The following is a 24,364-nucleotide window of genomic DNA, read 5'->3' on the forward strand; positions in this document are numbered from 1 at the left end:
CACCTTTACTATTTCGACTTGTGCGTATAGCTGCCATCCCAATTTTCACCAGGAGGGTTTAATTGCATATCTCGCACTCTTTCGCAAAGAAGTTGATAAATTTTTCTTTGCGGCTGTAACTCTATTAGTTTAGTAAAAGCTGACAAAGCTTCCTGCCAAGATTGCGATAAATACAACTGCCATGCAAATTCATGTGCTTTAAGCTCTTCTAATTGCTCATCAGAGATTTCTGTTTTTAGTGCAATCGGCTCAAAAATTGTCACAGCCAAGTTTTTCCCTTTTACTTTTACCTTATCAATCGGCCTAAAAACGATATTGGGACATAATTCATGTGTCATTTCACTGATCAAGACACCCACACCATAAAATTTGGTCAACCCTTCCAAGCGTGACCCTAGATTGACTGCATCTCCCAAAACCGTGTACGCTCTTCGATATTCAGACCCCATATCGCCAACATTCATATCGCCAGTATTTAATCCGATGCCAATTGCAAATGGAGGAAAGCCTTGCTCTAACATTTGTGCCTGTAGGTCTTCCACTTGTCGCTGCATATGCATAGCGCATTTCACTGCAAGTTCAGGATGATCATCGACCAATAGCGGGGCATTCCAAAAAGCCATCACCATATCACCAACATACTTATCAATGGTCCCTTGATACTCAAAAATAATTTTGGTGATTGGTGAAAAGTATTGATTCAAATACGCTTTTAATCGCCCTGCATCAAGTGACTCGGAAATACTGGTAAACTCCCGAATATCGGCAAACAACACCGTCATTACGCGCTTTTCACCTTCCATTGATGCCTGATCGGGCTGTTCTAGCATCGAAGCAATATGGGCTGGAGGAACATACTGATCGAAAATAGACTTAATTTGTACACGCTCTTTATGCTCTCGCACAAACCCTAAACTGCCAAGGACAGTCGTTTGCGATACAGTTAGCCCAAGCACTGCAATTTGAGGAAAGTCTAAGCGCCAAACGACCCAAGCGTAAAAACTAAAGAAAATAAAACAAGCGGTGATAACCGTCGCCAATATCGTCATTCCCAAGACCCCCAACAACGGGAGCACTAAAGACATTACGACACCCAAAAAAACCAATAACACCACCACAGCACCATCGATCCAATCGGGCCTTGAGGGCAGCAACTCCGGAAACACAAGCCCTTCTAACACATTTGCATGTACTTCAACACCTGGATATTGCACCCCGACAGGAGTTGTTCTTAAATCTGCATGCCCTACCGCTGATGTACCAACAAAAACAATTGCTTGGTCAAACAATTCTTTGTCAATCTCTCCGTTAATCACATCTATAGCGGATATATAGGGAAAGCTAAAAGCAGGGCCTCTGAAGGGGATAGCAACACGGCCATAGTCGTCCGTAGGAATAAGCGTAGTACCTAGCTTGATCCCCTGTACACTGTGACCATCACCAAAAGGTTTTGAGATGATTTCAACACTGTCAGCTAAGGTATATAGCCGTGCAGCTTCCAGCGCTAGGGCTGGATAAGCATGCTCTTTATGCTTGATCATCAACATTGAATATCTTACAAAACCGTCTCCATCTGGCGCACTGTTGATAAACCCGGTACCGGGGCTATTTTGTTGCAATACTTTGACATTCGCGACGTGACCCGCAAAATCAGGGATCGGTAATTCCGTTGGCGCTATGTCACCTGCAAATATAGGTTCGGGCAACTTGCCAACCAAGATATCTTGCTGATGCTCAAATAACATACCTAGTACTGTATCTGTTGCATCCAGAGTTTTTGAAAATGCGATATCTGCATCTATGTCTGGCGCAACTGAGCGCAAAATATCAATTGTGTCTAACTCATTGCTCCCCAAATGCTTCGCCACCTGAATCGCGGGGTTTAATTCTGGTTCTGAAAACAGTACATCATAAGCAACAACAGAAGCGCCAGCTGCTACTAACTGATCCTGCAACTTTCCCATAACGTGTCTACTCCAAGGAAAGCGCCCAACTTCAATTAAGCTTTGCTCATCGATATCAACGATAACAATGGGTAAAAACGACCGCTGCTGCCAAGGCAGCGTTTCTTTCAGCCTAACGTCATAGGCTAGCCCCTCAAACCGCTTCATAACTTGGCCATAAGGCGCTGCCGGTGACAAGGCAAATAAGTGCAGCAGAATAAAAGAAAAAGTAATAATGCAACCGGTAGCCCACTGAAGCCGATAAAGCTTGAAGCGTTTAGCTAGGCTCATTTAATTACTAACCCTTCTCTGGCAATAATTGTTTTAAACTCATAGCCTTGCTGCTTTATATCAACGGCAATTTTATCAAGATCCCTATCAGTCCTTGCTGGATCATGACTGATTATCACTAAGTTTTTGACCTGACCTTGTACAGCCAGTGATACCGCATCTTTGATTTGAGAATGTCCCCACCCCATTTTCAGAGGATAGTCACTGGGAATAAACTGCCCATCGTGGATTAAATAGTCAACACCACGTACAAACTCAATCCATTGATCAAAGCTGGTCACCGGATCATTGGGCGGATAGAGTTCATTATCAATGGCATAAACTATTTTTATTCCATCAACGGTCAAACGATAAGCGCTACCACCTCCGGGGTGATTCATCGCTTTTCGCTCTATTAAGATATCTTTGTACCACCAAGAATCATTTGCTTGTTTACTAACTTGCACTTTTGCAGGTAAGTCATCAGCCTGGACAGGGAAATAACTCCCCCCCATTTGCTGTAAAATTGCATCAGGTGCATTTGCCTCAGTTACACCCGGTACAATGGTGATATCGCGATTGGGCATATAAGCTGGCACAAAAAATGGAAAACCCTGAATATGGTCCCAGTGATTGTGGCTCAGCAAGATGTAAATCTCCCTAGTATCTTTAATTAACTCATCACCTAGTAGTCGGATCCCAGTACCTGAGTCCAATATAATATGTGTGTCAGCTAGGCTTTGCAGTGACACACAAACTGTATTTCCACCATATTCGACAGTATCTGGTCCCGGTGTGGGGATTGAGCCCCGCACACCGTAGAATTTTAACCTCATTCTATGTAAACCTCGCTAACTGCTAATCAGCAATTTCGATTTTACCAGCTTGCAACACAATAACTTTCGGCTCATCCTGTTGTAAAACAAGTACAAAGTTATCGCCGTTATTCAAACTAATAGCAGAAGAAAGCTGACCTGTCATGGCGGTAGCAAAGTTTTGATAACCCACAGAGTTAAACGTCGCATCGAATGTACCCGCATCATCTGCTAGCTTAACTCTCGCAATATACACATTCAGCCCGCCTGTTTCTTGAAGGAATAACACAAGCTCCCCTGTACTTTGAACCCAACCTTGTTTAATACTCACAGCAGTTGAGCCCAGCTGTTCAAACGTCAGTACGCCAGCCGAACCAAAATTACTATCTATAGAGCCATTAGCATTTACTCTCAGAACAAAGTTTTTACTTCCAGCAGTACCAAAGATGACAAACCGCCCCTCTGAATCAACCAAGGAACCTTGCAAATCAATTGTTTCACCTGACGTCAAACCGATATCCAACTCTGCTACACCCATGTTGCCAAAGGTTGGATCAAGCGCTCCGGTTACTGTTGCTTTAGCGAGGATCACTCTTGGTTCTGGGAATACTTGCTCATCAGTCCCTATCCCTACTAAAAATGTCGACACAGGATGCACAAAATCAATGCTTCTTGCCGATGTATTACAGGCAGGCGTACCCGGCACTGGGTATTGAAAATTGCCAGTTAATACACCTAGGCTTGAGAACACAAAGCCGTAGCTTTGATTTATGCAGCCATCATAAATTTTTGCAAATGCAAGGAAATCGCCAGTAGCAAGCCCATACAACCTTTTGATTGTAATAGACTCACCTGAGTATGTACTTGCAGATATTTGTACAATTCCTTGATTTACACCACCTGCAAAGCTCATATCTTGAATGCCACCAGTAGCAAAGCTGGCAATGTATGCATCCGTGTTGGAGGTTACCCCGCTAAAGGCCATAAGGACATTTCCAGAGATTACTTGAGCAGATGCTGTGGCAATCGCATTAATGCCTGTTGATAATTGTGATATTCCCAAATTACCGAAATCTGCTGAACCTTTACCTGTCGAATCCAACTTGTAGATATATGGCACATCATTGTTTTGAGATGTCTTAGCATCCCCTACTAGGAAAAACTTATCACTTTGTAAGAGAGATAAGAGGCCAAACTCAAAGCGCTCATCAGCATCTCCAACTGTGACGTTTGCCACTCCATTACTTCCAAATGTCGAATTGGGTACTCCCGCTAAAGTGAACTCACCAAACCAGTATGATCTGAAGAAGTTATTGCCGATCAGATTGTATTTATCCCCAGGGATTAAAAGCCCCTGTGCAGTACGTAACATCCCTCCCGGGTTTAACCCTAACGAATTAAATGCTGTAGGACCACCTAAGTCCGGTACCCAATCAGAGTCAGCGACACCGACATGGGAGGTTCTAAAGATTTGCGCAACGCTATAGGAAGATGTTGATTGGCCTCTACCAACACCTATGTAGTAATGAGTTTCATCTGCAAACAAACCTTTTCCAGAAGCATGCCAGCTACTCAAGTCGAGCCCACTAATCGACGATGAAGGCAGCTCATTTAAGTCGTATACTTTAAAACCGTCGGTATCGAATGTAATGTCGAGTGTACCGTCATTGGCTAGTCGCATTACAAACGTCGATTTTATTGTCCCGCCAGGCAAGTAGGTATCACCTGTAACCAAGAGCTTATTATCTGACAGTTGAGCAACATCATTTACGCGGTCGTCAAATGATAACGACGCAATGTCTAACTGTAACATGCCTGAAGAGCCAAACGCTGAATCTAAACTCAATGTTGAATCATTGAAGCGCGTCATTAACACATCTTTGTTACCCGCTTCAGATGTTGTTTCACCATAAACTAAAATGGTTCCACCTAAACCAACGGCCCCATTTGCAAACTGAGATGAGTTCGGTGCAATATCTAATGATCCACTTATCTCTCCTGTGCTGCCAATACGGCGAACCATAATGGTCGTCTGAGTGCTCACTGTCACATTTGAAACGACAGTGACAACTTGTGCATCATCAACAAAAATTGCCACCGGTTCAACACGCGCGTTGGATGTTAACGGCAATTGTGTATATCCAGAGCCTGCGCCATAGCTGGTATCATGAGCACCATCTGCCGTGAGTCTAAATAATAGAAGCTCTTGGGTTGCACCGAAATCGGCATAACCTGCAACATAGATTCTATTTTCACTGTCAATGGCAACTGCGCTGGCCACTATATTTTGTGGTTGCCCGGCAACTTCGATGCCAAAATGACTGGTGAATACGCCATTGGTTGCAAAAGTCCTGTCAAAGAATCCATCAGAATTCAGCTTACTAACCGCCGCTCGATGAATATTTCTACTAATACTCGCTTCAAACTGTCCAACCCCACCAACGGTCAACAACTTACCATCAGATAAAACGATAGTTTGCCCATATTCATGGTATTCCATGCTGGCCCTTAAACGAACAACCTGCTGGCCATCTGTACCAAATGAAGTGAGCTTATTCGCGACATAGGTTTGTACTGCCACACTGACGTTGATGGTAATTGAAGCACTCGCACATAAGGGTGGTGATATGTTATCACACACTTCAACGGTCAAGTTGTACACAGCTTCACCGTTACTGCTTATTTGACTCGCATTTGCCACAGTTACATTACCATTTTGAGCAATTGAGAATAGGCTTGAATTGGTACCCGTCAAGGTATAACTAATATCATCCCCATCAGGGTCTGACGCCATAACTTGTAACACAAGAGTGCCATCAGCAACGTCCGTTTCTATGTTTGCCGAATTGGCCGCGACAGTTGGCGGGTAATTTCTCGGTGCAACAGTTATTGTTACCGTTGCTGTATTCGAGGTTTCACCTAGTGTATTTTGAACTTGATAGGTAAAACTGTCAGTGCCCACAAAGTTTGTCATTGGAATATAACTAATAGAACCTGTGGATGTATCAATGAAAGTTGAGCCGTGCTGGACCGCACTAACAATCTCAATACTTGATAGATTTAAAGTTTGTCCTTTGGCATCATCATTACTCAGAACATCTATCATCACAGAGGTATTTTTATCAAGGGTTGCAACATCAGCAACTGCAACTGGTGTGGTATCAGGTTCTACAATAGTAATAGTCACAATCGCGATATTAGATTGCAAGCCATCATTATCACTCACTTGATATGAAAAACTATCTGTACCCACTGCCGTTCCAGTATGAACATACAAGATACTACCCATTGACTCTATCGTCACGTTACCTTTGCTGGGGCTAGACACAAGTTCAAGTGAACTATATTCAATTGTTCCGTCTGGGTCTGAGTCATTATTTAACACCTCAATGACGACTGAACGGCCAATCTCAACTTGCGCACTATCATTATTTGCAATAGGACTTTGATTTACCGCTTGCACAGTCACAGTAACGGAGGCAATGTTTGAGAGAGCACCTTCGTTGTCTTGTACACGATACTGAAATGAATCTGTTCCAGAAAAGTCGGATTGTGGCACGTAAATTAATACGTTATCGCTACTATTTTTACTCACTTGACCATGAGACGGTGCTGTGGTGATTTCTATTGAATCAAACACCAGCGTACCATCTGGATCTGAGTCATTGGCCAAAACGTTAATATCTACTTGAAAACCCTGCGATGTGCTCGCCGAGTCATTCACAGCAACAGGTGCCACATTATCACCTGTGACAAAAATTCTGACCAATGCCTCGTTAGATCTTGCGCCTTCGTTATCACTCACAACATAGATGAAATAATCTTCCCCTCTGAAGTCCGCATTGCTTTGATAAACAAATTGCCCTGTACCTGAATTAACCGATACGGAGCCATGCATAGGTGGCATTATTATTTCAAGTGTCGTTAAATCTAATTGCCCATCAATGTCTTCATCGTTGTTAGTAGCACTTATCGATACGGCTTGCCCTTGCGCAACTTCAACTGAGTCATCGTTAGCAATTGGTGGATCATTCACAGCAACGACCGTAATGACGCCGTGAGCACTGGCACTTAATCCCGCTTCATCAGTAATACTGTAAATAAAGACATCTTGCCCAGCAAAGTTTGCATTTGGAATGTACCTAAAGCCACCTTCTTCTGTTAACTCCAGTGTGCCACTACTCGTTGCACTTTCAATACCGAGAGAAACGCCACTGAGTGCTTCATCAGAATCATTCTCTAACACCCCAGGTGCCGCAACTGACAGAATAAAATCTTCGCTAGTTTCAAATAGATCATTGACGGCCACAGGTGGTTGATTAGTAACTTCCTCTTCAACAATAATAGTGACTTCTGCTGTTTGAACTTCACCATCATTACTGCGCACGTTGTAAGTAAATGAGTCTTCTCCAACAAACTCAGCATTAGGTGTATATACAAAAGTACCATCTGAGTTGAGCACTAAAGTGCCGTTGGACACGTCTCGCTCAGGCTGTGTTTCAACTTGTAATTCCTGATTACCCAAGTGTATATCGTTTACTAGTACACCATTGCTTGAAACTGAAAGTTCAGCATTTTTCTCTACTTTATAGGTATTGTTCAGTGTCAATATGAAGACTTGAACAGCCTCAATATTAATCGTTACGGTCGCCTGTGCGGTTGCTCCCTGAGCATTTTCTACCTGATAGACAAAACTGTCGGTACCAAAAAAGCTATTTGTTGGAACATAATTAAAAGCGCCGTTACTTGATATGCTTACAGCTCCGTTTTGAGGCGGGCTGACAAGCTCACTAGAAACTAGCAAAGGGCCAAAGCCTAGGTCTAGATCGTTGCTTAAAACATTTCCTGAAATTGACTCAAACTGTAAACCGGAAAAAGTATCATTATTAGCAATTGGCGGAGTAAACTCAGTAGCCGGTAATAAAATAGACTCGCTAAATGCACTTTCGCCACTACCATCAATACCCGTGATCAAAGCATAATAATGTTTTTTAGGGTCTAACCCAGTAAAGGACTGACTAGTATTTGACAGCGCGACAAAGCGATTTCCTTCAGGTAGCGTTCTGATTTGATTCAGATTTTCAATTGGTGTCTCTGATACGTATGCGTTGTATCTAAGTGCACTATCTAAAGCCTGCCAATTTAATTGGACGGTTCCATCCTCTTCGCGTTGAACAGGTTCAACCACGATGGTTCGCGGTTGCCAATTGACTTGTTTGATAGCAACAACACTCAAGTTACCATTTAAGTCCTCAACCCAGACCTGTAGGCTAATACTGCCCGCTTGCTGACCAAAATTAAATGGATTAACACCTGTTTGGGTAAATGAAAAAGGAGATACACAACTCTCATCACACAGCACAATTACTTGCTCAGCATTTTCACCAAAACCTAATAAAACACGGCCAATACCATCTGGGTCTTCGATGTTACCGACCGAAACTGTAATATTCCCCCGTTCAGTGAACTCACCTTGTGGATGAGTAAGATCACCTGTTCCATTGATCATCAGTTCGTCAACTATTTGGGTTTCTAGTAATCGTGCATGCCTAAATCTTGGTTGATAGGAAAAATCGACGACCACTGGGGAGTTTGAATAACTATCAGGCACCTCACTGTTGGTTTGGTTATCAGGCTGAACGATGGTGTTATTACCGCTCTGTTGAAGTGGTTTGCTGTCATCTCCACCACCACAACTGCTAACCAATAAAATCAGCGATACTGCTGTCAATATTCGAATAAATGCACTTAGGTTCATAGCGACTCTCCTAAGGCTGACTCAGAATAAAAGCACCCTGAGCAAATACGCTGGGGTCTTCTATTTCTTGCAAATTAAACGAACCGGTTAGCTTATCAAGGCCTTGTGTGAATTGGCTTTGAATCGTACCGTTTGCTAAGTTATTGCCATGTGAGGCAAAGTTTACACCTAAGGTCATACCCTGCGAGTTAATGAGCCCGTTAAATGCTGCAAACCACTGCCCTCCTGAATCTTGAAAGGACAGCGCCCCTTGCTCTACAGTTCCGCGGTCAAAGTTGACTGTCATTTGCATATCAATGGCACTCACTGCTCCAAGGCTGGACGTCGCATCAACCCTATCTATTACAGAGTAAGCCGCAGTGCCTGAACGCTGCTCAATCAACTCTTCCAATGGCTCCGTGCCTATACTATCCAGCTCTTGTTCGTTAATAAATTCGTTCTGAGACACATCCTGTACAATTTGTGAGAAGCTACCTGTAACCAGTGGTGTTGATTGCTCTGCGGTGGTTATTTCAACGTTAGCAATTGTGCTCCCCTGCTCGTCCGCTTCTGTAGATTGTGCTGATTTACTTGGCGTTGATGATAATGACGACAGCTCTGAAGGTGGTTTAAGCAACGATGTTACAGTGCCGCTTTCACTTACTTTAGCAAATGAGAAGTCCCCACCCTTTCCAAGTAAAACAGGCCCTTCTCCCCCAGTTGCATTGCTCATATCCAACTCTATCGTGCCATCCCAAACAGCCAAAAATAGCTCGTTGTTTTTCCATTCTACTTCATAATGAGTGCCGCGGATCCCAATACTACCAACCGGCGTTTTTAGTTTATAATTGCTTTTGTCTCCTTTTATTTCTCCGGTGATAGTCCGCAGCCCCCCAGATATAAGCTCCATAACAACCGAACCACCGTCACCACTTCCCAATGTATACTCGTCAATCTTCAATTGGGTTTGCGCCTTTAAAGCGATTAAAGCACCATCTTGCATTCTTAACTGCGCTTGACTCGATGTTCCAGTGTTGACGACGTCGACATCATAAACCGGACTTCGACGCTTCAATGGCCTCTGTGACTCAGTACTGCTATCTGAGGCTATAACATCGCCTCGAGACATTATGGTCTTTCCTGCTTGCTCAGCTGAGACAGATATGGGTAATACACAAGCTATAAGCGCAACCCTTGCAGCCAGTTTACTTTTAGCAATTAACTCAAAGTTAGAATTCATAACGGACTCCCGTGAACCATTCGGTTCTGTCATAGCTATACAAGGTAATTGAACTGTGTTTGTCGTAGTATGAGGCAGATAAATCAATACTTAGCGCTTGGCTCCACTGATATCGCCAATTCAAGTTGAGAATGACCAGTTCCTCATTTCTGGTGGTCAAAAAGAACGGGTGTGCAGCACGGTGTTCTATATCTCTGTATTGCACCTTGAAACCAAGTAAACTGTTTTCACTCGTTTTGTGGCTTATAGAGCCAGAGACAAAGTCATAGTCACGTCCATAGTGTTCGCCTTCGTCATATCGAGCTGGCTGCCATGTGTAACCGACATCCGCCCTGAGTAACCAACCAGCAGAGGAATATCCAAAAGAACCTTGCACGGTATAAACACGGCTGTCTAAGTTTCGTTCTTGAACATTGTTTTGCGAAAATACAAAAGCACTAAGCGCAGTAAAGTAGTGGTTGCTGAGGAAGTACTGGGCAGAGCCGTATAGACCAATATCTTGCTGATAAGTGCTATTATCAAGCGTTAAAACACCAAACTGCCCACCTGTTGATAGCGTCAGTGCTTCTTGTTTATGTTCGTATCCAAACCGGATAGTGCCTTGATACCTATCAAACTCGTCGGTGTCTTGATGACGTTGATCCGAGTAATCGACATCTAGCTTCCAGCTTTGGTATTGGGTCTGCTGCCAAACGCCGCGGAAGTTATACTTAAAGCGCATAAAGCTATCAGCCGTTTTTCGGCTCGTTTGATCAAGTAAAAATGGCACACCGCCAATCACTATACGATCATCTAACGCACCGCTGTTGACGTTAGAGTCATGACCTAAAGCCAAAGCGATTGCGTGACTAAAGGACTGCTCTAGTTTTTGAGACTTTCTTTCTATTGATTCAAGCGCTTGATCTACGCGCGAACGCATCGAAGGGCTTAATTGGGAGCCCTGAAGCCCCTTAAATACACTGCTAGCCTGCGCCAAATTATTTTGCTTTGCATAGGTCAGACCCAATAAGTAATGACTGGGAATATGGTCAGGCCAGCTTGCAAGCGTACGCTCAAGGGCAAAGATAGCTTCATCATATTTTGCCTGTTCCAAAGCAGCTTGCGCATATAAAAAATCAAAATTAGGTTCACCTGCCCATTCATCTATAGCCGCTTCGGCTTGTCGAAAGGCAGATTGATAATCTTTTGCTGTCAGTTTAGATTTGATCTCAGTGAGCGTTTTTTTTAGCTCATCGCTTGGCTGCGACATCTCGCTTTGCGCCAAACTCAATAAACTTACTCCACTGGCCATTATAATAAGAGCATACCGTACGCATCGAAGTACTAGTGACATAGCTAATCACCCATTATTGGTTATCGTATGTTCATCACTATCTACTTCAAGCAAGACCACTTTACATGACCTACGACTCGCCACTGACTAGAACACTTAAAACATGCCTAGATAGGATAAGCAAAGTATAATCAAGGACGTTAAAAATTCACTTGTGATTTCAGGTACATTTTATAAAAAGCAAGAAAACAGGCTTACTTAATCATAAAATTTACATATTTTTAGCCGCTCACAACCAAAATATTTGTGGCTCGTAAGGAAAAACGATAACTGACTTAGATAAGCAAGGTGATCAGCCGCTGGCTCTGGGCGTAATTAGTTCCAATACCGCCACCCATCAAGATACAAGTACAACACGTTAGGCCTGTCGAGGGTACTCACTACTTCTTTATCGACTTTTTGATCACCTGCTAAAACTTGCATAGCGCTATCCAACTCATGGTGATAAAAACGTGTTGAAATATGCTCGAATTTTAATGGTTTCTGGCAATTTGACTGGCACCCCATCACAAACCCCCATTCTCCAAATGAAGGAACGTTAGCAAAAAAAGTTTTTACATCCTTCATACCACTGGCTGCAACGGTATTTCTTATGGACCAAAAAGCTTCTTTGGCAAAAAACGGGCTCGTCGCTTGTGTCACGAATATACCATTTGGAGTTAATGCCCTACCGATAAGGCGATAAAACTGTAAGGAATATAAACGTGCCAAACTCACCGTTTTAGGATCTGGTAGGTCAACGATTACCAAATCAAACTTACGCTTAATTTGTTGCAAAAACACCATTGCATCACCATGCCAGACCGACACTTTTTCTGAATTTAGGGCATTGGCATTTAAATCTTTTAAATAGTGGTTTTCACGAGCAAGGCGTGCAACCGCTGGATCTAGGTCGACCAAAGTTACATGTTCCACACCGGCGTACTTGAGTACTTCTCTAACAGCCAGCCCATCTCCCCCACCCAGCACTAGGACATTTTTAATATTATCCCTGCGCTGCATCGCTGGGTGAACCAATACTTCATGGTATCGGTACTCATCGATCGAGGAAAATTGTAGACCTCCATTGAGGTAGAGCCGAACATCATTTTTATGTCTGGTCATGACGATTTGTTGATACTGTGTTTGCTCACTATGTACGACAGGATCGTCAAACACATGCCCATTCCAAGCTTTATTTAAACGAGCACTCGATGCCATAGTGCCAATCAAAATGACCGATACTAAAATCAGCGCCATTCGTAATTGATATTTTGGCTTGTCCAGTATCTGAGAAGAGAAATACCACAACAATGACAATGCGATAGACAAGTTGATCAGGCCGAACATGAGCGAAGTTTTGAATATGCCCAACCAAGGAAGAAATATAAATGGGAACAATAAGGTCGCTAATAAGGCACCGAAGTAATCAATAGACAAAACGTTAGAGAGATTCGCTTTAAGACTATAGTGCTTTTCCATCAAGCGACTCAGTAGTGGGATCTCAAGCCCGATTAGCGTACCAATCACAGCTGTCAGCGTAACGGACATTGCCTGAACCGAAATATCTAACGCATAGGCCAAATACAAAAGCGGCACACTCAAGCCCCCACACAGAGCGAGTAATAATTCAAACCCAATGAACTGTGCGAGTAGCTTGTCATCTTTTACAAACCGTGAAAGATAAGATCCCACTCCCATAAATGCCATATAAACACCTATGGTCAAAGAAAACTGCGTTATGCTGTCACCCAAGAAGTACGAACCAGTTGTGGCAATGAGTAACTCATAAACAATTGAGCACAGCCCCGCAATGAAAATACTAAAAAGCAGGATATGGCTTTCGCGCAACATTACTTGCCTCCAACCCCACTGCGAGTGCGATACCCTGCACTTGATAAACTATGTTCACGCATATGTCTGTCAACCGCCAAGTGCTTTTTATAAGCTGCTTTTCGGTGATAATCAATATCGGCGTCTGAATCATTTTGGGCAAGAAAATATGCAAAGATAAGGGCCACTGAATATAACGCTAATAACCACCCAACAGGCTTAAAGTCTAAATCGTAACTGTCTTCGCTTGAACCGTACTTGTTATGCATCTCAATATGCTTAAAAACAATAACGCCACACAACAAAGCAATAGGGACAAGTATAAAGAGTAAAACCAAAAACGCCGCCGCATCACCTCTTAGTTCAGTGACCTTAAACCTGAAATCTTTTTTCTTCGAAGGCGCATAACTATGTGGTCCATTGCTTTCATGTAACACCACACTATAAATACCCGCTTCTGCTAAGCGAATCTCAAAATCAAGGTTACCTTGCGATTCCCTCCAAAACCCCTCTGAGTCCCTGCCTGTTTCTGTCCAAAGCTCTCTGCTCAATGTAAATAAATACTGTTCATTGGGGTCAAAAACCTCAAACTCAACACTCTTCCAGGTGTTATCAGGCATCATGCCATAGACTTCGAAGCGTACCAGTGCACCGTCTTCAGAAACGCGGAACTCATACGGTTTTGACTTATAAGCCTTGCCAAGAACGGTCCTTACCTCCCGTACACTTTCATTGAAGTAAGCATTGAAATAGGCTGCAATAACTATCGCCAATATTGTTGTAACTAAAACGCGACTTACCATCATTCTAAAGCACAACCACAATCACGCTGGCAACAGATAAAGCGACACCACCTTCGACCAAGGCCACTGACATATTATGCTCTTCACCAACTGCCTTATCTATACACACAGATGGGAATAACACTTTATCAATGAACAAACGAGCCAACGGGAGTACGACAAAGCCGATAACCGCATCTTGAGCAAATAAAGTAATACTTGACTGCCAGTTTTCGAATTCACCAACTAAAGCGTGCAATAACACCATGCCCAAGGCAACTAATGTTGCTGAAAATGTTGCCGCTACGGCATTGTTGCCCGACTCCAATTGCGTCATCAAATTATAATCAGTCAACAAATCGTATACGCGCGCGAACACAACCAAGGTTATCTGACCCAAGACATAAAATACCATTGCAGACATCCACCCACCTTCCCCATGTAAGGAGGCGCCAATTAAAAGCGCACTGGCAATATAACTCGCAGCTTGTACAGCACCCGTCGAAACATTCTGCTTTTCGATTAACTGCTTTTTATTACAAAATGCGTGCAAAATTAGCTTATCGTTGATAACTCTTGAGATAAGCAGCATTACCATGCCGACAAAACAGTAACCAGCTACAGCCAATAAATCATTGACCAATCCAGCACTTGGGCCCATTAACACAGCGCAAAATATAATAGCAACGGCGACAATATAGCCAGCGACTGATGTCGCAAGCGCACTATTTTTCTTAATCAATATTTCATGAAAGGTATCGTAAGGTGTTGTGAAGTTATATAACCATTTGGCTAAAAACATCATAACCAGTAATAAGCCAACAAAGCTTAAACTTTGCAAAGTCATTAGAAGTGAATCGTACATAATGAATAACTACTTTTTTATTAGAATGGTCGTACTTAGCGTTTAGCCCAGTACAGCTGCAAACTTTTAGAGTTCTTTTCGAAAGCTATAACTTGCCCATAATAACATCAGTGTAGTTATTCAGTCTTTATAATTATCAGGTTTTATCCGATTTTTATAAACAATATAGTTGAGCGCACCGTATGTGCGCTGTCTCCTTCAGTTAAGCACTAAACTCTTTGAAAATCATAAACAGAGCCCAGAGCTAAAATTTGGCTGAGTTCGTCTAAAGCAGTGTAGCTTTCTGTAAGTAATTGAGGATCTGCCAAGTCATACTCAGATAATTGGTCTCTGTAATGTTTCTCAACCCATAGACAGAGTGTGTGATACAGGGTTTCATCTAGCAAGCAAGACTGGTTGCTTGCTTTAAGTTCCTGCTCAGACAAAACTACCCTCAACCGCAAACATGCAGGGCCCCCGCCATTTTGCATGCTTTGTTTGACGTCCAAATAAATGACTTCATTGATTGGGGTGCTCGCTTGCTTTAGTGCGCTCAAGTATGACTCTACACTATCAACCTTTTGACATTCGCTTGGTGCAATTATGGCCATTCCACCATTTGGTAAGCTAACTAACTGACTATTAAAGATGTAACTTTGAACAGCGTCTTCCACGCTAACATCAGCCTCAGATACTTCAATTAAGTGCAATGGGCGACTTCCCTTATACGCATCTCGAATGTGTTTAACGGCAGCTTGTTGCTCATAAAAAGCTTGTTCATGAAACAAGAAAACGTTTTCATTTCCTATTGCTATCACATCGTTATGAAATACTCCTTGATCTATCACGTTTGGATTTTGCTGAATAAAAAGGCAATTATCTGGGTTTAACATGTGACTGCGCGCGACAGCTTCGCTGGCTTGACGAGTTTGCCTTGCTGGAAATTTAGTGGGCCGGACTTCACTACGATTATCTTGACCATACACAAACACAGCTAAGCCGGCGTGGTTGTATGAGTCTGCCAGTCTAGTATGGTTTGCCGCCCCCTCGTCACCAAAAAGAGGGTGCTGAGGTAATGGACTGTGGTGAACAAAAAAAGCCTCATCGTGGAACACTGACTGTAGAATGCGCGCCGTCGTATCAGCTTCAATGGCTCGGTGCAGCTTATTGCTAAGGTTTGCTGGTGTAAAATGCACTTTATTGTCTTGTGTATCGCAACTTGGGGAGATCGTCGCAGCATTGGCTGTCCACATAGAAGACGCCGAATAACAGGCTTTCAACAATTGCGGCTCTACTTGAGCGGCTTTTACAATGACTTGCTTATCACTTCCTGCAAATCCTAGAGAGCGCAAAGTCTTTAGGTCAGGCCGTGCATTTGGTGCTAGCACCCCTTGATGCAGTCCAAGTTGTGATAGTGCAAACATCTTGCCCAACCCTTGCAAAGCAGCTTGCTTCGGATTTGAAAATTTTTTTGCGTTCGCTTTTGAAGCAACATTTCCATACGAAAGACCTGCATAGTTGTGTGTAGGCCCCACGAGTCCATCGAAATTAACTTCATAATAGTTCATTATTGCCCCCTTTTAGTGCGTGCTGCACCGTTTTGGTAAGATTCACACAGGTTGTAGGTCAAACCCCATTTAAAAACCTGTTTAAATACAGCTTTACGCTGGCCAGTAAAGCCAGCACAACGAAGCATCAAGTTTAGTGCCAAATCTCAATATAGGCGGTAATTGTGGATACACGCGGAAGGTAGGAGATAATTAAAGGGTAAATGAACCTTTTCATACATTGACAAATATAAACCTAGCTTTTTACTGGTTGTTTTTGAAGGATCCACCCACCCTATGCGTAGCTCACCCCCATAAGTAAACATAGTGCTGAACTAACAAGCCAAAATGTCAATGAGTTACTTGGAAATATAGGCATGATTACAGGGAATGCAATACCGCGACCGATAAGCATAATTGCAACCAAAAATATGACTGTCTTTAAAAGTGGTAAGCGACGGGTAACACCCGCTCCTGACAATGCAAAAATTCCCCATATAAAAAGCACACCAGCAATAAATGACGTCATTACTACTGGCTCAACTCTGCCCGCTTCGGCCATGCTCTCCAGCACCCAAAAAGCGATACCAAGGTGCGCCAAATATAATACAACCGATATGAAGTAACGCAGCTATAAAACTTGACGATGCCGCAAGAACCAAGGGTTTATTATTCAAGAGTAACGCCCTATTTAATAACTAAAAAGTCATAATAAAATACTTTTTAAAAAGACTTATAATAATTAATAAGGCACAAAAAAACAGCACTCCCACATTTACTGTAAGTTTAACAACATTAAAGTATATTGGTTCTTTGTTTGATATCAAAGTTAGGCTTCGAATTATTGCCAATACTGCGTATACTATCATTATAAACGTAGTATTAAAGGCATAAGCAATGAGACCAGATTGGGATGAATACTTCATTGATTTAGTTGACAGTGTTGGCCAGAGAGCCACCTGTGATCGGGGCAAATCAGGCTGTATTATAGTTAAAGATAAAAGAATAATATCAACAGGTTACGTGGGCTCTCCCTCTGGTTTACCACACTGTGATGATGTTGGCCATTTAATGAAGCAGGTGACTGATAGTGATGGAACCACACGGCAACACTGTGTACGGACCATCCATGCAGAACAAAATGCTATATGTCAGGCCGCAAGGTATGGTGTACCTTTAGACGGTGCTACATTGTACTGCACAATGGAGCCATGTCGTGTTTGTGCAATGCTGATAATCAGTTGTGGCATTTCAAAAGTTGTTGCTAAAAAACGATATCATGCAGCCCAAGAAACAAGAGATATGTTTGCAATGGCGGGGGTTGAACTTGTTGTAATAGAACAAGAGGTTGCCACATACGACGACCAATAACCCATTGAGGAGTGGCTTCTACTCTGCCCACTCCTCTAACACTCACCTTTACGCCATCGACAACCTGCCAAAGATATCTTTATGGAAGTTTTCACCAGTGATACCATGGCGTTTGACTTTATCATGATTGATGCGTTTATTTGCTTCCATTAATTGATTAATAAACTCATTAATTTGAATGTTATAGTATTTAAATACTCCGACACTTCTAGATATATTTACATCACTTCTATTTATTTCATCTGCTAAGCAAAACTGATGTTGAAAAAGTACTTGCGTTGGCGAGTCTAGTGCTTGGTTAAACCTAAAAACAGCCGCGTTGTCTATCGCTTTGACTCGTGTTTGATTGCCGTAGCGCTCCCAAGCCACAGCACAGACGGATACAGTAAACTCCTTACCAAACTCCCTAACAAGCTTCTGGAGCGGATCTGTGGCACCATGAGTAAAAGCATTTATGTTAAACGATTCAACAGACACAGTGCCGTAGCGAGACTCATACCTCAACTGCAAAGTATTCAATAAATAAAACACTTCCCCTGTACTTTGCCAAATAGGCTCCACTATGTTTCGTGTTATCGGCTTGGCAACTTGCGTACCCAAGAGTTTTAACATCAGCTTTTTCATTAGCACCTCCATAAATTCATTACCATACTTTAAATGATAATAATTCTTATTGCTATTATTATTTAAAGATCATAAGCTAAAAAGCATGAGTTACCAGATGTGCTTGTGAAAGCACCCAACAACAACAATCGATGACAAATTTGGAGGTTGAAAATGCGCCTTATCATCGGCATTCGTAACTTTGTGCTAAAGCTACTGTACAGAGCGGTTCGTCCGCTGATCTTCCTGATGGACCCAGAAGACGCGCACTACATGTTCAAACGTGTAGGCGTTATATTGGGCTCAAACTTTCTAACTCGCTGGTTCACCTCGCTTTTCTTCAACTATGGACACCGCAGTCTGAATATTGAAGTTGACGGTATCAAATATAGAAACCCATTAGGTTTATCTGCAGGCTTTGACAAAGATGGCGAATTAACCAAAATTTACCCATCGATTGGCTTTGGCTTGGCAGAACTTGGGTCGTTCACTGGTGAAGTTTGTCCTGGAAACCCGGGTAAACGTCTGTTTAGAATGGTTAAATCAAAATCAATCTTAGTGTGGTACGGACTAAATAACCAAGGTGCTGAAAAAATTTCATCTCGATTACAAGGCGTCAACTTTGGCAAATTAAAAGTAGGTATTAACGCCGCGAAATCAAATATTACCCCAGAGTTTGACCTTAATGACTCAATCGATGACTACACCAAAACAATGAAGCTCTTTAAAGATATTGGGGATTACTACACGATTAATATCAGCTGCCCTAATACCCAAGATGGCGAACCATTTGTCGACAAAGCCAATTTAGATGCATTACTAATTGCAGTAAACGAGCACAGGGTCGAAGGTAGACCTATTTATGTAAAACTAGCGGCAGATATGACTCTTGAAGAAATTAATATCATTGTAGACGCCTGTGTTGAGCACAAAATGGATGGTGTAGTTTTGACAAACCTTGCAAAACCTAAATTTAATCAAGAGTACGTAAAAGACGAACTACCTTTCCATAAAGGCGCGATGAGCGGTTTACCACTTCAGAGGATCTCCACAAATGTGATCAGGCATGTTTATCGAAGAACACGTGGAGAATTGACTATTATAGGTGTTGGGGGTGTATTCACGGCAAAAGATGCGTACGAAAAGATCACCTCAGGTGCAAGCATATTGCACATGATTTCGACTTTAATATTTGACGGTCCACAAAATATCAGCGAAATCAATCGAGGTCTTGTTAAACTGCTAAAGGCGGATGGCTTTAACTCCATTGAAGAAGCGGTAGGCTCTAGGAACCCACTGCCGAAAATAAAAGAGGTCAATGAAGACCCCTCTGACAAGGGAATAAGCTCGGCAGCATAAAGCTGCAATCACGATTTGATGCTACGAGTGGTGATAACTTTTTCATTCTCCAAAGTTTATCACCACTATTTGCACCAAACTTTCTCGTTTTAATCTGGAATGGGTGACGACAAATTTGAACTATCAGCAATAAATTGGGCTTTAGGGTGCCCTTCTAACTGGGTCTCTACAATATGTGTTTGTGACTTTTTGACATCGATAATTATGATAACATCGCCTGCATCGAGGTGCTCATTGACTAAGATTTGGAAATATTCATCGAATGACTTACCAGCAAGCCTAACAATTAGCATGACGACAAAACCACCTATGATGCTTGCGGCCAGTGCTTGTAATAAAAATTTATTTGTCCAGTCGGTAAAAAAATACATAAATGTGATCAGGGCCAACGCGGTGATGCCAGCAAGTAAGAACGCTCGCTTTCTAGCTGACAAGATTTGGGTTTTTTCTATTTGAGTTGAGCCATGTAAATGATGGGTTTCAATACCATTTTCATCCCGCGATAGTACGTAAAAATGGTGATCATCGATACCCAGTTCATGTACCTCATTCGAAATCATTTCTGCGTCGTCTAGGCTATCAGTGGAATAAAATAATCTCTTCATATCGCACGCTCCAGAATTATTTTTGACGGTGTCATTACGAAGTCTAGACATAAATTGCTCAAAAAACATCTAAATTTGCAATTCGTACGTATTGATCTAGCTCAAGACATCCTTGAATTTTGGCTGTATTCCCTATAACATTCCCCTCCGAGAGGGGTGTAAATGGAAACAGTTCTCAATTGCATTAATCTCGTTAATTTATTCAGGCAGGTAATGGGGTAATTACCCGCGATATCAAGTAGGTTGAATATGCTGAAAAAGTCCTTGTCACTCGTAATGGTTTTTACGATGGCGTTTCTTCTAACAGGTTGTGAGCTTGCTCTTTTTGACCCTGCGGGGCCAATTGGTGAACAGGCGAAAGACCTGATTATAATCTCTGTGGCTTTATTACTTATTGTAATAATCCCTGTATTATTTATGTCTATTTACTTCCCGTACAAGTATCGTACTAGCAATAAAAACGCTGAGTACAAGCCGTCGTGGGAACACTCAACAAAAATCGAACTTGTTGTTTGGATTGTGCCTTGTTTGATCATTGCTGCACTTGCATATTTCACATATGTCACGTCTCACGACCTAGACCCGCGTAAGCCGCTAGGTAAAGACGAAGACACATTGACTATTCAAGTTGTTGCGATGGACTGGAAATGGCTATTTATCTATCCAGAGCAGCAGATCGCAACCGTCAACGAAATTTCAATCCCAGTGAATACACCGGTTGAGTTTTTAATCACGTCAGACACTGTGATGAACTCATTCTTTATTCCAAGATTGGGAAGCCAGATTTACGCGATGGCTGGTATGGAAAATAGACTTAACCTGATGGCATCTGAAGAAGGTACATTCAGAGGCATGTCTGCAAACTACAGCGGTTTTGGTTTCTCAGGTATGAAGTTCAAAACACACTCTGTAGATCAAGCAGGCTTCGATGCTTGGGTTAACAAAGTTAAAGCTTCAGAGCATGTACTAGACGAACCTACTTACAAAGCGCTTAGCGAGAAATCAAAAGACAATCCGGTAGTTTACTACTCGGATGTTGACCCTCTGCACTTTAAGAAAACCATAGAGAAATACACTGGGGTTCAAAATGGCAAGTAAAGCTACCATAATCACAGATCCGGATCCGCTCACGGGTAAACTGACCTGGGATTCTATTCCTGTTCATGACCCTGTAATTCTGCCAGTAATGATCTGTGCAATACTTGGCGGTTTATTCCTATTCGCACTTATCACTAAAATGGGTAAGTGGAGATACCTTTGGGAAGAATGGTTCACATCTGTAGACCATAAAAAAATTGGTATCATGTATGTCATCGCAGCGATTGTGATGTTGGTCCGCGGTTTCGCGGATGCAATTATGATGCGTACTCACCAAGCATTGGCAACCGCCGATAGCGTGGGTGCGGGTTATCTCCCTCCTGAACACTATGACCAGATCTTTACTGCTCACGGTGTAATTATGATTTTCTTCGTAGCCATGCCTTTGGTTGTTGGCTTGATGAACATCGTTGTACCACTGCAAATTGGCGCGCGTGACGTTGCCTTCCCATTCCTGAACTCTCTGAGCTTCTGGTTGTTCGTAGTTGGTGCACTACTAGTTAATATTTCACTATTCCTTGGTGAATTCGCAGCGACTGGTTGGTTAGCATATCCACCGCTTTCAGGTATTGAATACAGTCCCTGGGTCGGGGTCGACTATTGGCTCTGGGCACTTCAGATCTCTGGTATCGGTACCCTACTAACTGGTGTTAACTTCTTCGTTACTATCATAAGAATGCGTGCGCCAGGCATGAAGCTTATGCAAATGCCAGTATTCACATGGACTTCTCTATGTGCAAACGTACTAATCATTCTTTCGTTCCCTATTCTAACAGTAACTATCACGCTACTAACGCTTGATAGATACCTAGGTACAAACTTCTTCACTAATGACCTTGGTGGTAACCAAATGATGTACGTAAACCTCATTTGGGCATGGGGTCACCCAGAAGTTTACATTCTAATTCTACCTGCGTTCGGTATCTTCTCTGAGGTTGCAGCGACATTCTCTCGTAAGCGTTTGTTTGGTTATACATCTCTTGTATGGGCAACAGCGGTTATCATGGTTCTAGCAATGGTTGTATGGCTACACCACTTCTTCACCATGGGTGCAGGTTCAAGTGTAAATGCCTTCTTCGGTATCGCCACCATGATCATAGCCGTCCCAACCGGAGTTAAGATCTTCAACTGGCTATTTACTATGTATAAAGGCCGTGTTGAGTTCACAGCATCAATGTGGTGGACATGTAGCTTCCTATTCACCTTCACCATTGGTGGTATGACAGGTGTAATGCTAGCTGTTCCAGCAGCTGACTTCGTACTTCACAACAGCTTGTTCCTAATTGCACACTTCCACAACGTAATCATTGGTGGTGCAGTATTTGGTTACTTCGCAGGTCTTACTTACTGGTGGCCTAAAGCGACTGGTTGGATGCTTGATGAGAAACTTAACAAGCTTTCTTGTGCGCTTTGGACAATCGGTTTCTTCGTTGCGTTCATGCCGCTATACATCCTTGGTTTCAACGGTATGACTCGTCGTCTTAACTACTACGACAACCCAGAGTGGACTCCGTTGCTAATCGTTGCAATGGTTGGTGCATTTATCGTAGCAGCTGGTATCGCTGTTCAGTTCTACATGGGCTTCATCAGCTTCAAGAACCGTAAGCAAAATATGGACGTTACAGGCGATCCTTGGAATGGCCGTACGCTTGAGTGGGCGACTTCGTCACCTCCTCCGTTCTACAACTTCGCTAAGCTACCTAAGATCCATGACCGTGATGAGCATCATTACAAGAAAGAGCATGGTATTGCTTACCAAAAGCCTGAGAAGTACTCAAAGATCCACATGCCATCAAACACATGGGCTGGCTTTGTGATCAGTGCATTCTCACTAACTTTAGGTTTCGGTTTCGTATGGCACATCTGGTGGATGGTTATAGCTAGCTTCGTCGGTATCGTAGCTTCTTGGATTGCGTATTCATTTGATCGCAACAAAGACTACTACGTACAAGTCGACCAAGTTGAAGAAATCGAGTCAAAGCACTTGGCAGCTGTTGCAGAACACGCAGCTAACAATGGCAAGTAGAGGAAAGTTTTAAACTATGTCAAACGATCACGTAATCGCAAACGACGTTCATGATCACCACGATGATCATGATCATCATGATACCGGTGGTGATACTATATTCGGATTCTGGATATACATCATGAGTGACTGTATTTTGTTCGCAACATTGTTTGCAACATATGCAGTACTAAGTGGCGGCTTCGCTGGCGGCCCAACACCAAAAGAGTTATTTGACCTTAATCTAGTTGCAGTTGGTACTGCGTTCCTACTATTCAGTAGTTTCACGTTTGGTATGGCAATGCTTCAAGCCAACCAGCGCAAGATGAAAGGCATGATCACTTGGTTGGTCATCACATTACTACTTGGCCTTGGTTTCCTTGGCTTAGAACTGTATGAGTTCTGGCACTTCAGTACGCTTGGTGCAACACCTCAGACAAGTGGTTATTGGTCTGCATTTTATGCACTAGTAGCTACGCACGGTCTGCACGTATTTGGTGGTATCATCTGGATGCTTGTTCTATTCGTTCACTTCAAACGTGACGGATTTACAGAAGACAACCTAGTAAGACTTTCTTGCCTAAGTTTATTCTGGCACTTCCTAGACATCATCTGGATCTGTGTATTTAGCGTTGTGTACTTAGTAGGAGTGATGTAATGGGCCACACTAATAACGAACATGGCACTGGCGGTGCAGCTCACGGTAGCGTTAAAGAGTACACGATAGGTTTACTTCTATCTCTTGTACTAACTGCTATTCCGTTTTTAGTTGTAATGTATGATTTGGCATCTCCAGCGTTAACGCTTGGTGTCATCTTAGTTACAGCAATTGCACAGCTATTTGTACAACTTGTATTTTTCTTACACATGAACTCATCTTCTGAGCAAATATGGAACACTACTTCAGCCGCGTTTATTGTGTTGACAGTGGCCATAGTTGTGATTGGCTCCATTTGGATTATGGAGCACCTAAATCACAACATGCTCATGGGACATTAAA

Annotated in this window: 18 protein-coding genes; 6 read left to right on the forward strand and 12 right to left on the reverse strand. The window is 42.6% G+C overall.

Going from position 1 to position 24,364, the window contains the following annotated elements:
- Window positions 1–8: 8 nt before the first annotated feature.
- The 10 genes from QNM18_RS02220 to QNM18_RS02265 form a co-directional block, all read right to left on the reverse strand.
- The gene (locus tag QNM18_RS02220) at window positions 9–2,234 is read right to left on the reverse strand and encodes a CHASE2 domain-containing protein (RefSeq protein WP_284136177.1); all 2,226 of its coding nucleotides are present in this window, start codon (window positions 2,232–2,234) and stop codon (window positions 9–11) included.
- Window positions 2,231–3,049, reverse strand: coding sequence for an MBL fold metallo-hydrolase (locus tag QNM18_RS02225; RefSeq protein ID WP_284136178.1), 819 nt, complete (start codon window positions 3,047–3,049; stop codon window positions 2,231–2,233). The genes QNM18_RS02220 and QNM18_RS02225 overlap by 4 nt, the downstream gene beginning before the upstream one ends.
- Window positions 3,050–3,071: 22 nt before the next feature.
- Entirely contained in the window at window positions 3,072–8,786 is a 5,715-nt protein-coding gene (locus QNM18_RS02230) for an Ig-like domain-containing protein (protein ID WP_284136179.1), read from the reverse strand.
- A gap of 10 nt (window positions 8,787–8,796) precedes the next feature.
- A complete protein-coding gene (locus QNM18_RS02235; RefSeq protein WP_211009399.1) occupies window positions 8,797–10,005 on the reverse strand; it encodes a FecR family protein in 1,209 nt (402 codons plus the stop codon).
- Complete coding sequence (locus QNM18_RS02240) at window positions 9,995–11,296, reverse strand: tetratricopeptide repeat protein (RefSeq protein ID WP_284136180.1); 1,302 nt, start codon at window positions 11,294–11,296, stop codon at window positions 9,995–9,997. The genes QNM18_RS02235 and QNM18_RS02240 overlap by 11 nt, the downstream gene beginning before the upstream one ends.
- Window positions 11,297–11,653: 357 nt before the next feature.
- Window positions 11,654–13,171 carry a polyamine aminopropyltransferase gene (locus QNM18_RS02245; RefSeq protein WP_284136181.1) on the reverse strand — a complete coding sequence of 506 codons (1,518 nt, stop codon included), beginning with the start codon at window positions 13,169–13,171 and terminating at the stop codon, window positions 11,654–11,656.
- On the reverse strand, window positions 13,171–13,956 hold the full coding sequence (locus tag QNM18_RS02250) for a hypothetical protein (protein WP_284136182.1): 786 nt from the start codon (window positions 13,954–13,956) through the stop codon (window positions 13,171–13,173). Before QNM18_RS02250 ends, QNM18_RS02245 begins: the two co-directional genes overlap by 1 nt.
- Window position 13,957: 1 nt before the next feature.
- Window positions 13,958–14,797, reverse strand: coding sequence for a DUF350 domain-containing protein (locus QNM18_RS02255; protein WP_284136183.1), 840 nt, complete (start codon window positions 14,795–14,797; stop codon window positions 13,958–13,960).
- A 209-nt stretch (window positions 14,798–15,006) separates the two neighbouring features.
- A complete protein-coding gene (gene astB / locus QNM18_RS02260; protein ID WP_284136184.1) occupies window positions 15,007–16,344 on the reverse strand; it encodes an N-succinylarginine dihydrolase in 1,338 nt (445 codons plus the stop codon).
- 274 nt (window positions 16,345–16,618) lie between these two features.
- Window positions 16,619–16,885 carry a hypothetical protein gene (locus QNM18_RS02265; protein ID WP_349774885.1) on the reverse strand — a complete coding sequence of 89 codons (267 nt, stop codon included), beginning with the start codon at window positions 16,883–16,885 and terminating at the stop codon, window positions 16,619–16,621.
- Window positions 16,886–17,220: 335 nt separating this feature from the next.
- Here QNM18_RS02265 and QNM18_RS02270 point away from each other — a divergent pair, with 335 nt between their 5' ends.
- Entirely contained in the window at window positions 17,221–17,694 is a 474-nt protein-coding gene (locus tag QNM18_RS02270) for a deoxycytidylate deaminase (protein WP_023399260.1), read from the forward strand.
- A gap of 48 nt (window positions 17,695–17,742) precedes the next feature.
- Here QNM18_RS02270 and QNM18_RS02275 read toward each other — a convergent pair whose 3' ends face one another.
- A complete protein-coding gene (locus QNM18_RS02275; RefSeq protein WP_211009393.1) occupies window positions 17,743–18,318 on the reverse strand; it encodes a hypothetical protein in 576 nt (191 codons plus the stop codon).
- A gap of 153 nt (window positions 18,319–18,471) precedes the next feature.
- On the opposite strand from QNM18_RS02275, the gene QNM18_RS02280 reads away from it, so the two are divergent.
- On the forward strand, window positions 18,472–19,656 hold the full coding sequence (locus QNM18_RS02280; RefSeq protein WP_284136185.1) for a quinone-dependent dihydroorotate dehydrogenase: 1,185 nt from the start codon (window positions 18,472–18,474) through the stop codon (window positions 19,654–19,656).
- An 89-nt stretch (window positions 19,657–19,745) separates the two neighbouring features.
- On the opposite strand, the gene QNM18_RS02285 is transcribed toward QNM18_RS02280, so the two are convergent.
- Window positions 19,746–20,261 carry a hypothetical protein gene (locus QNM18_RS02285; protein ID WP_023399257.1) on the reverse strand — a complete coding sequence of 172 codons (516 nt, stop codon included), beginning with the start codon at window positions 20,259–20,261 and terminating at the stop codon, window positions 19,746–19,748.
- A 288-nt stretch (window positions 20,262–20,549) separates the two neighbouring features.
- On the opposite strand from QNM18_RS02285, the gene cyoA reads away from it, so the two are divergent.
- Genes cyoA through cyoD form a run of 4 tightly spaced genes read left to right on the forward strand, consistent with a single transcriptional unit; the run spans window position 20,550 to window position 24,363 of the window.
- On the forward strand, window positions 20,550–21,359 hold the full coding sequence (cyoA, locus tag QNM18_RS02290; protein WP_247687236.1) for a ubiquinol oxidase subunit II: 810 nt from the start codon (window positions 20,550–20,552) through the stop codon (window positions 21,357–21,359).
- Window positions 21,349–23,385 carry a cytochrome o ubiquinol oxidase subunit I gene (gene cyoB, locus QNM18_RS02295; protein ID WP_023399255.1) on the forward strand — a complete coding sequence of 679 codons (2,037 nt, stop codon included), beginning with the start codon at window positions 21,349–21,351 and terminating at the stop codon, window positions 23,383–23,385. Before cyoA ends, cyoB begins: the two co-directional genes overlap by 11 nt.
- Before the next feature lie 16 nt (window positions 23,386–23,401).
- Window positions 23,402–24,022 (forward strand): cytochrome o ubiquinol oxidase subunit III, encoded by a 621-nt coding sequence (cyoC, locus tag QNM18_RS02300; RefSeq protein ID WP_023399254.1) that lies wholly within the window; start codon window positions 23,402–23,404, stop codon window positions 24,020–24,022.
- A complete protein-coding gene (gene cyoD / locus QNM18_RS02305; RefSeq protein WP_023399253.1) occupies window positions 24,022–24,363 on the forward strand; it encodes a cytochrome o ubiquinol oxidase subunit IV in 342 nt (113 codons plus the stop codon). The genes cyoC and cyoD overlap by 1 nt, the downstream gene beginning before the upstream one ends.
- Window position 24,364 lies beyond the last annotated feature (1 nt).

The organism is Pseudoalteromonas obscura (assembly GCF_030135505.1).
In the GTDB taxonomy this organism is placed as follows: Bacteria; Pseudomonadota; Gammaproteobacteria; order Enterobacterales; family Alteromonadaceae; genus Pseudoalteromonas; species Pseudoalteromonas obscura.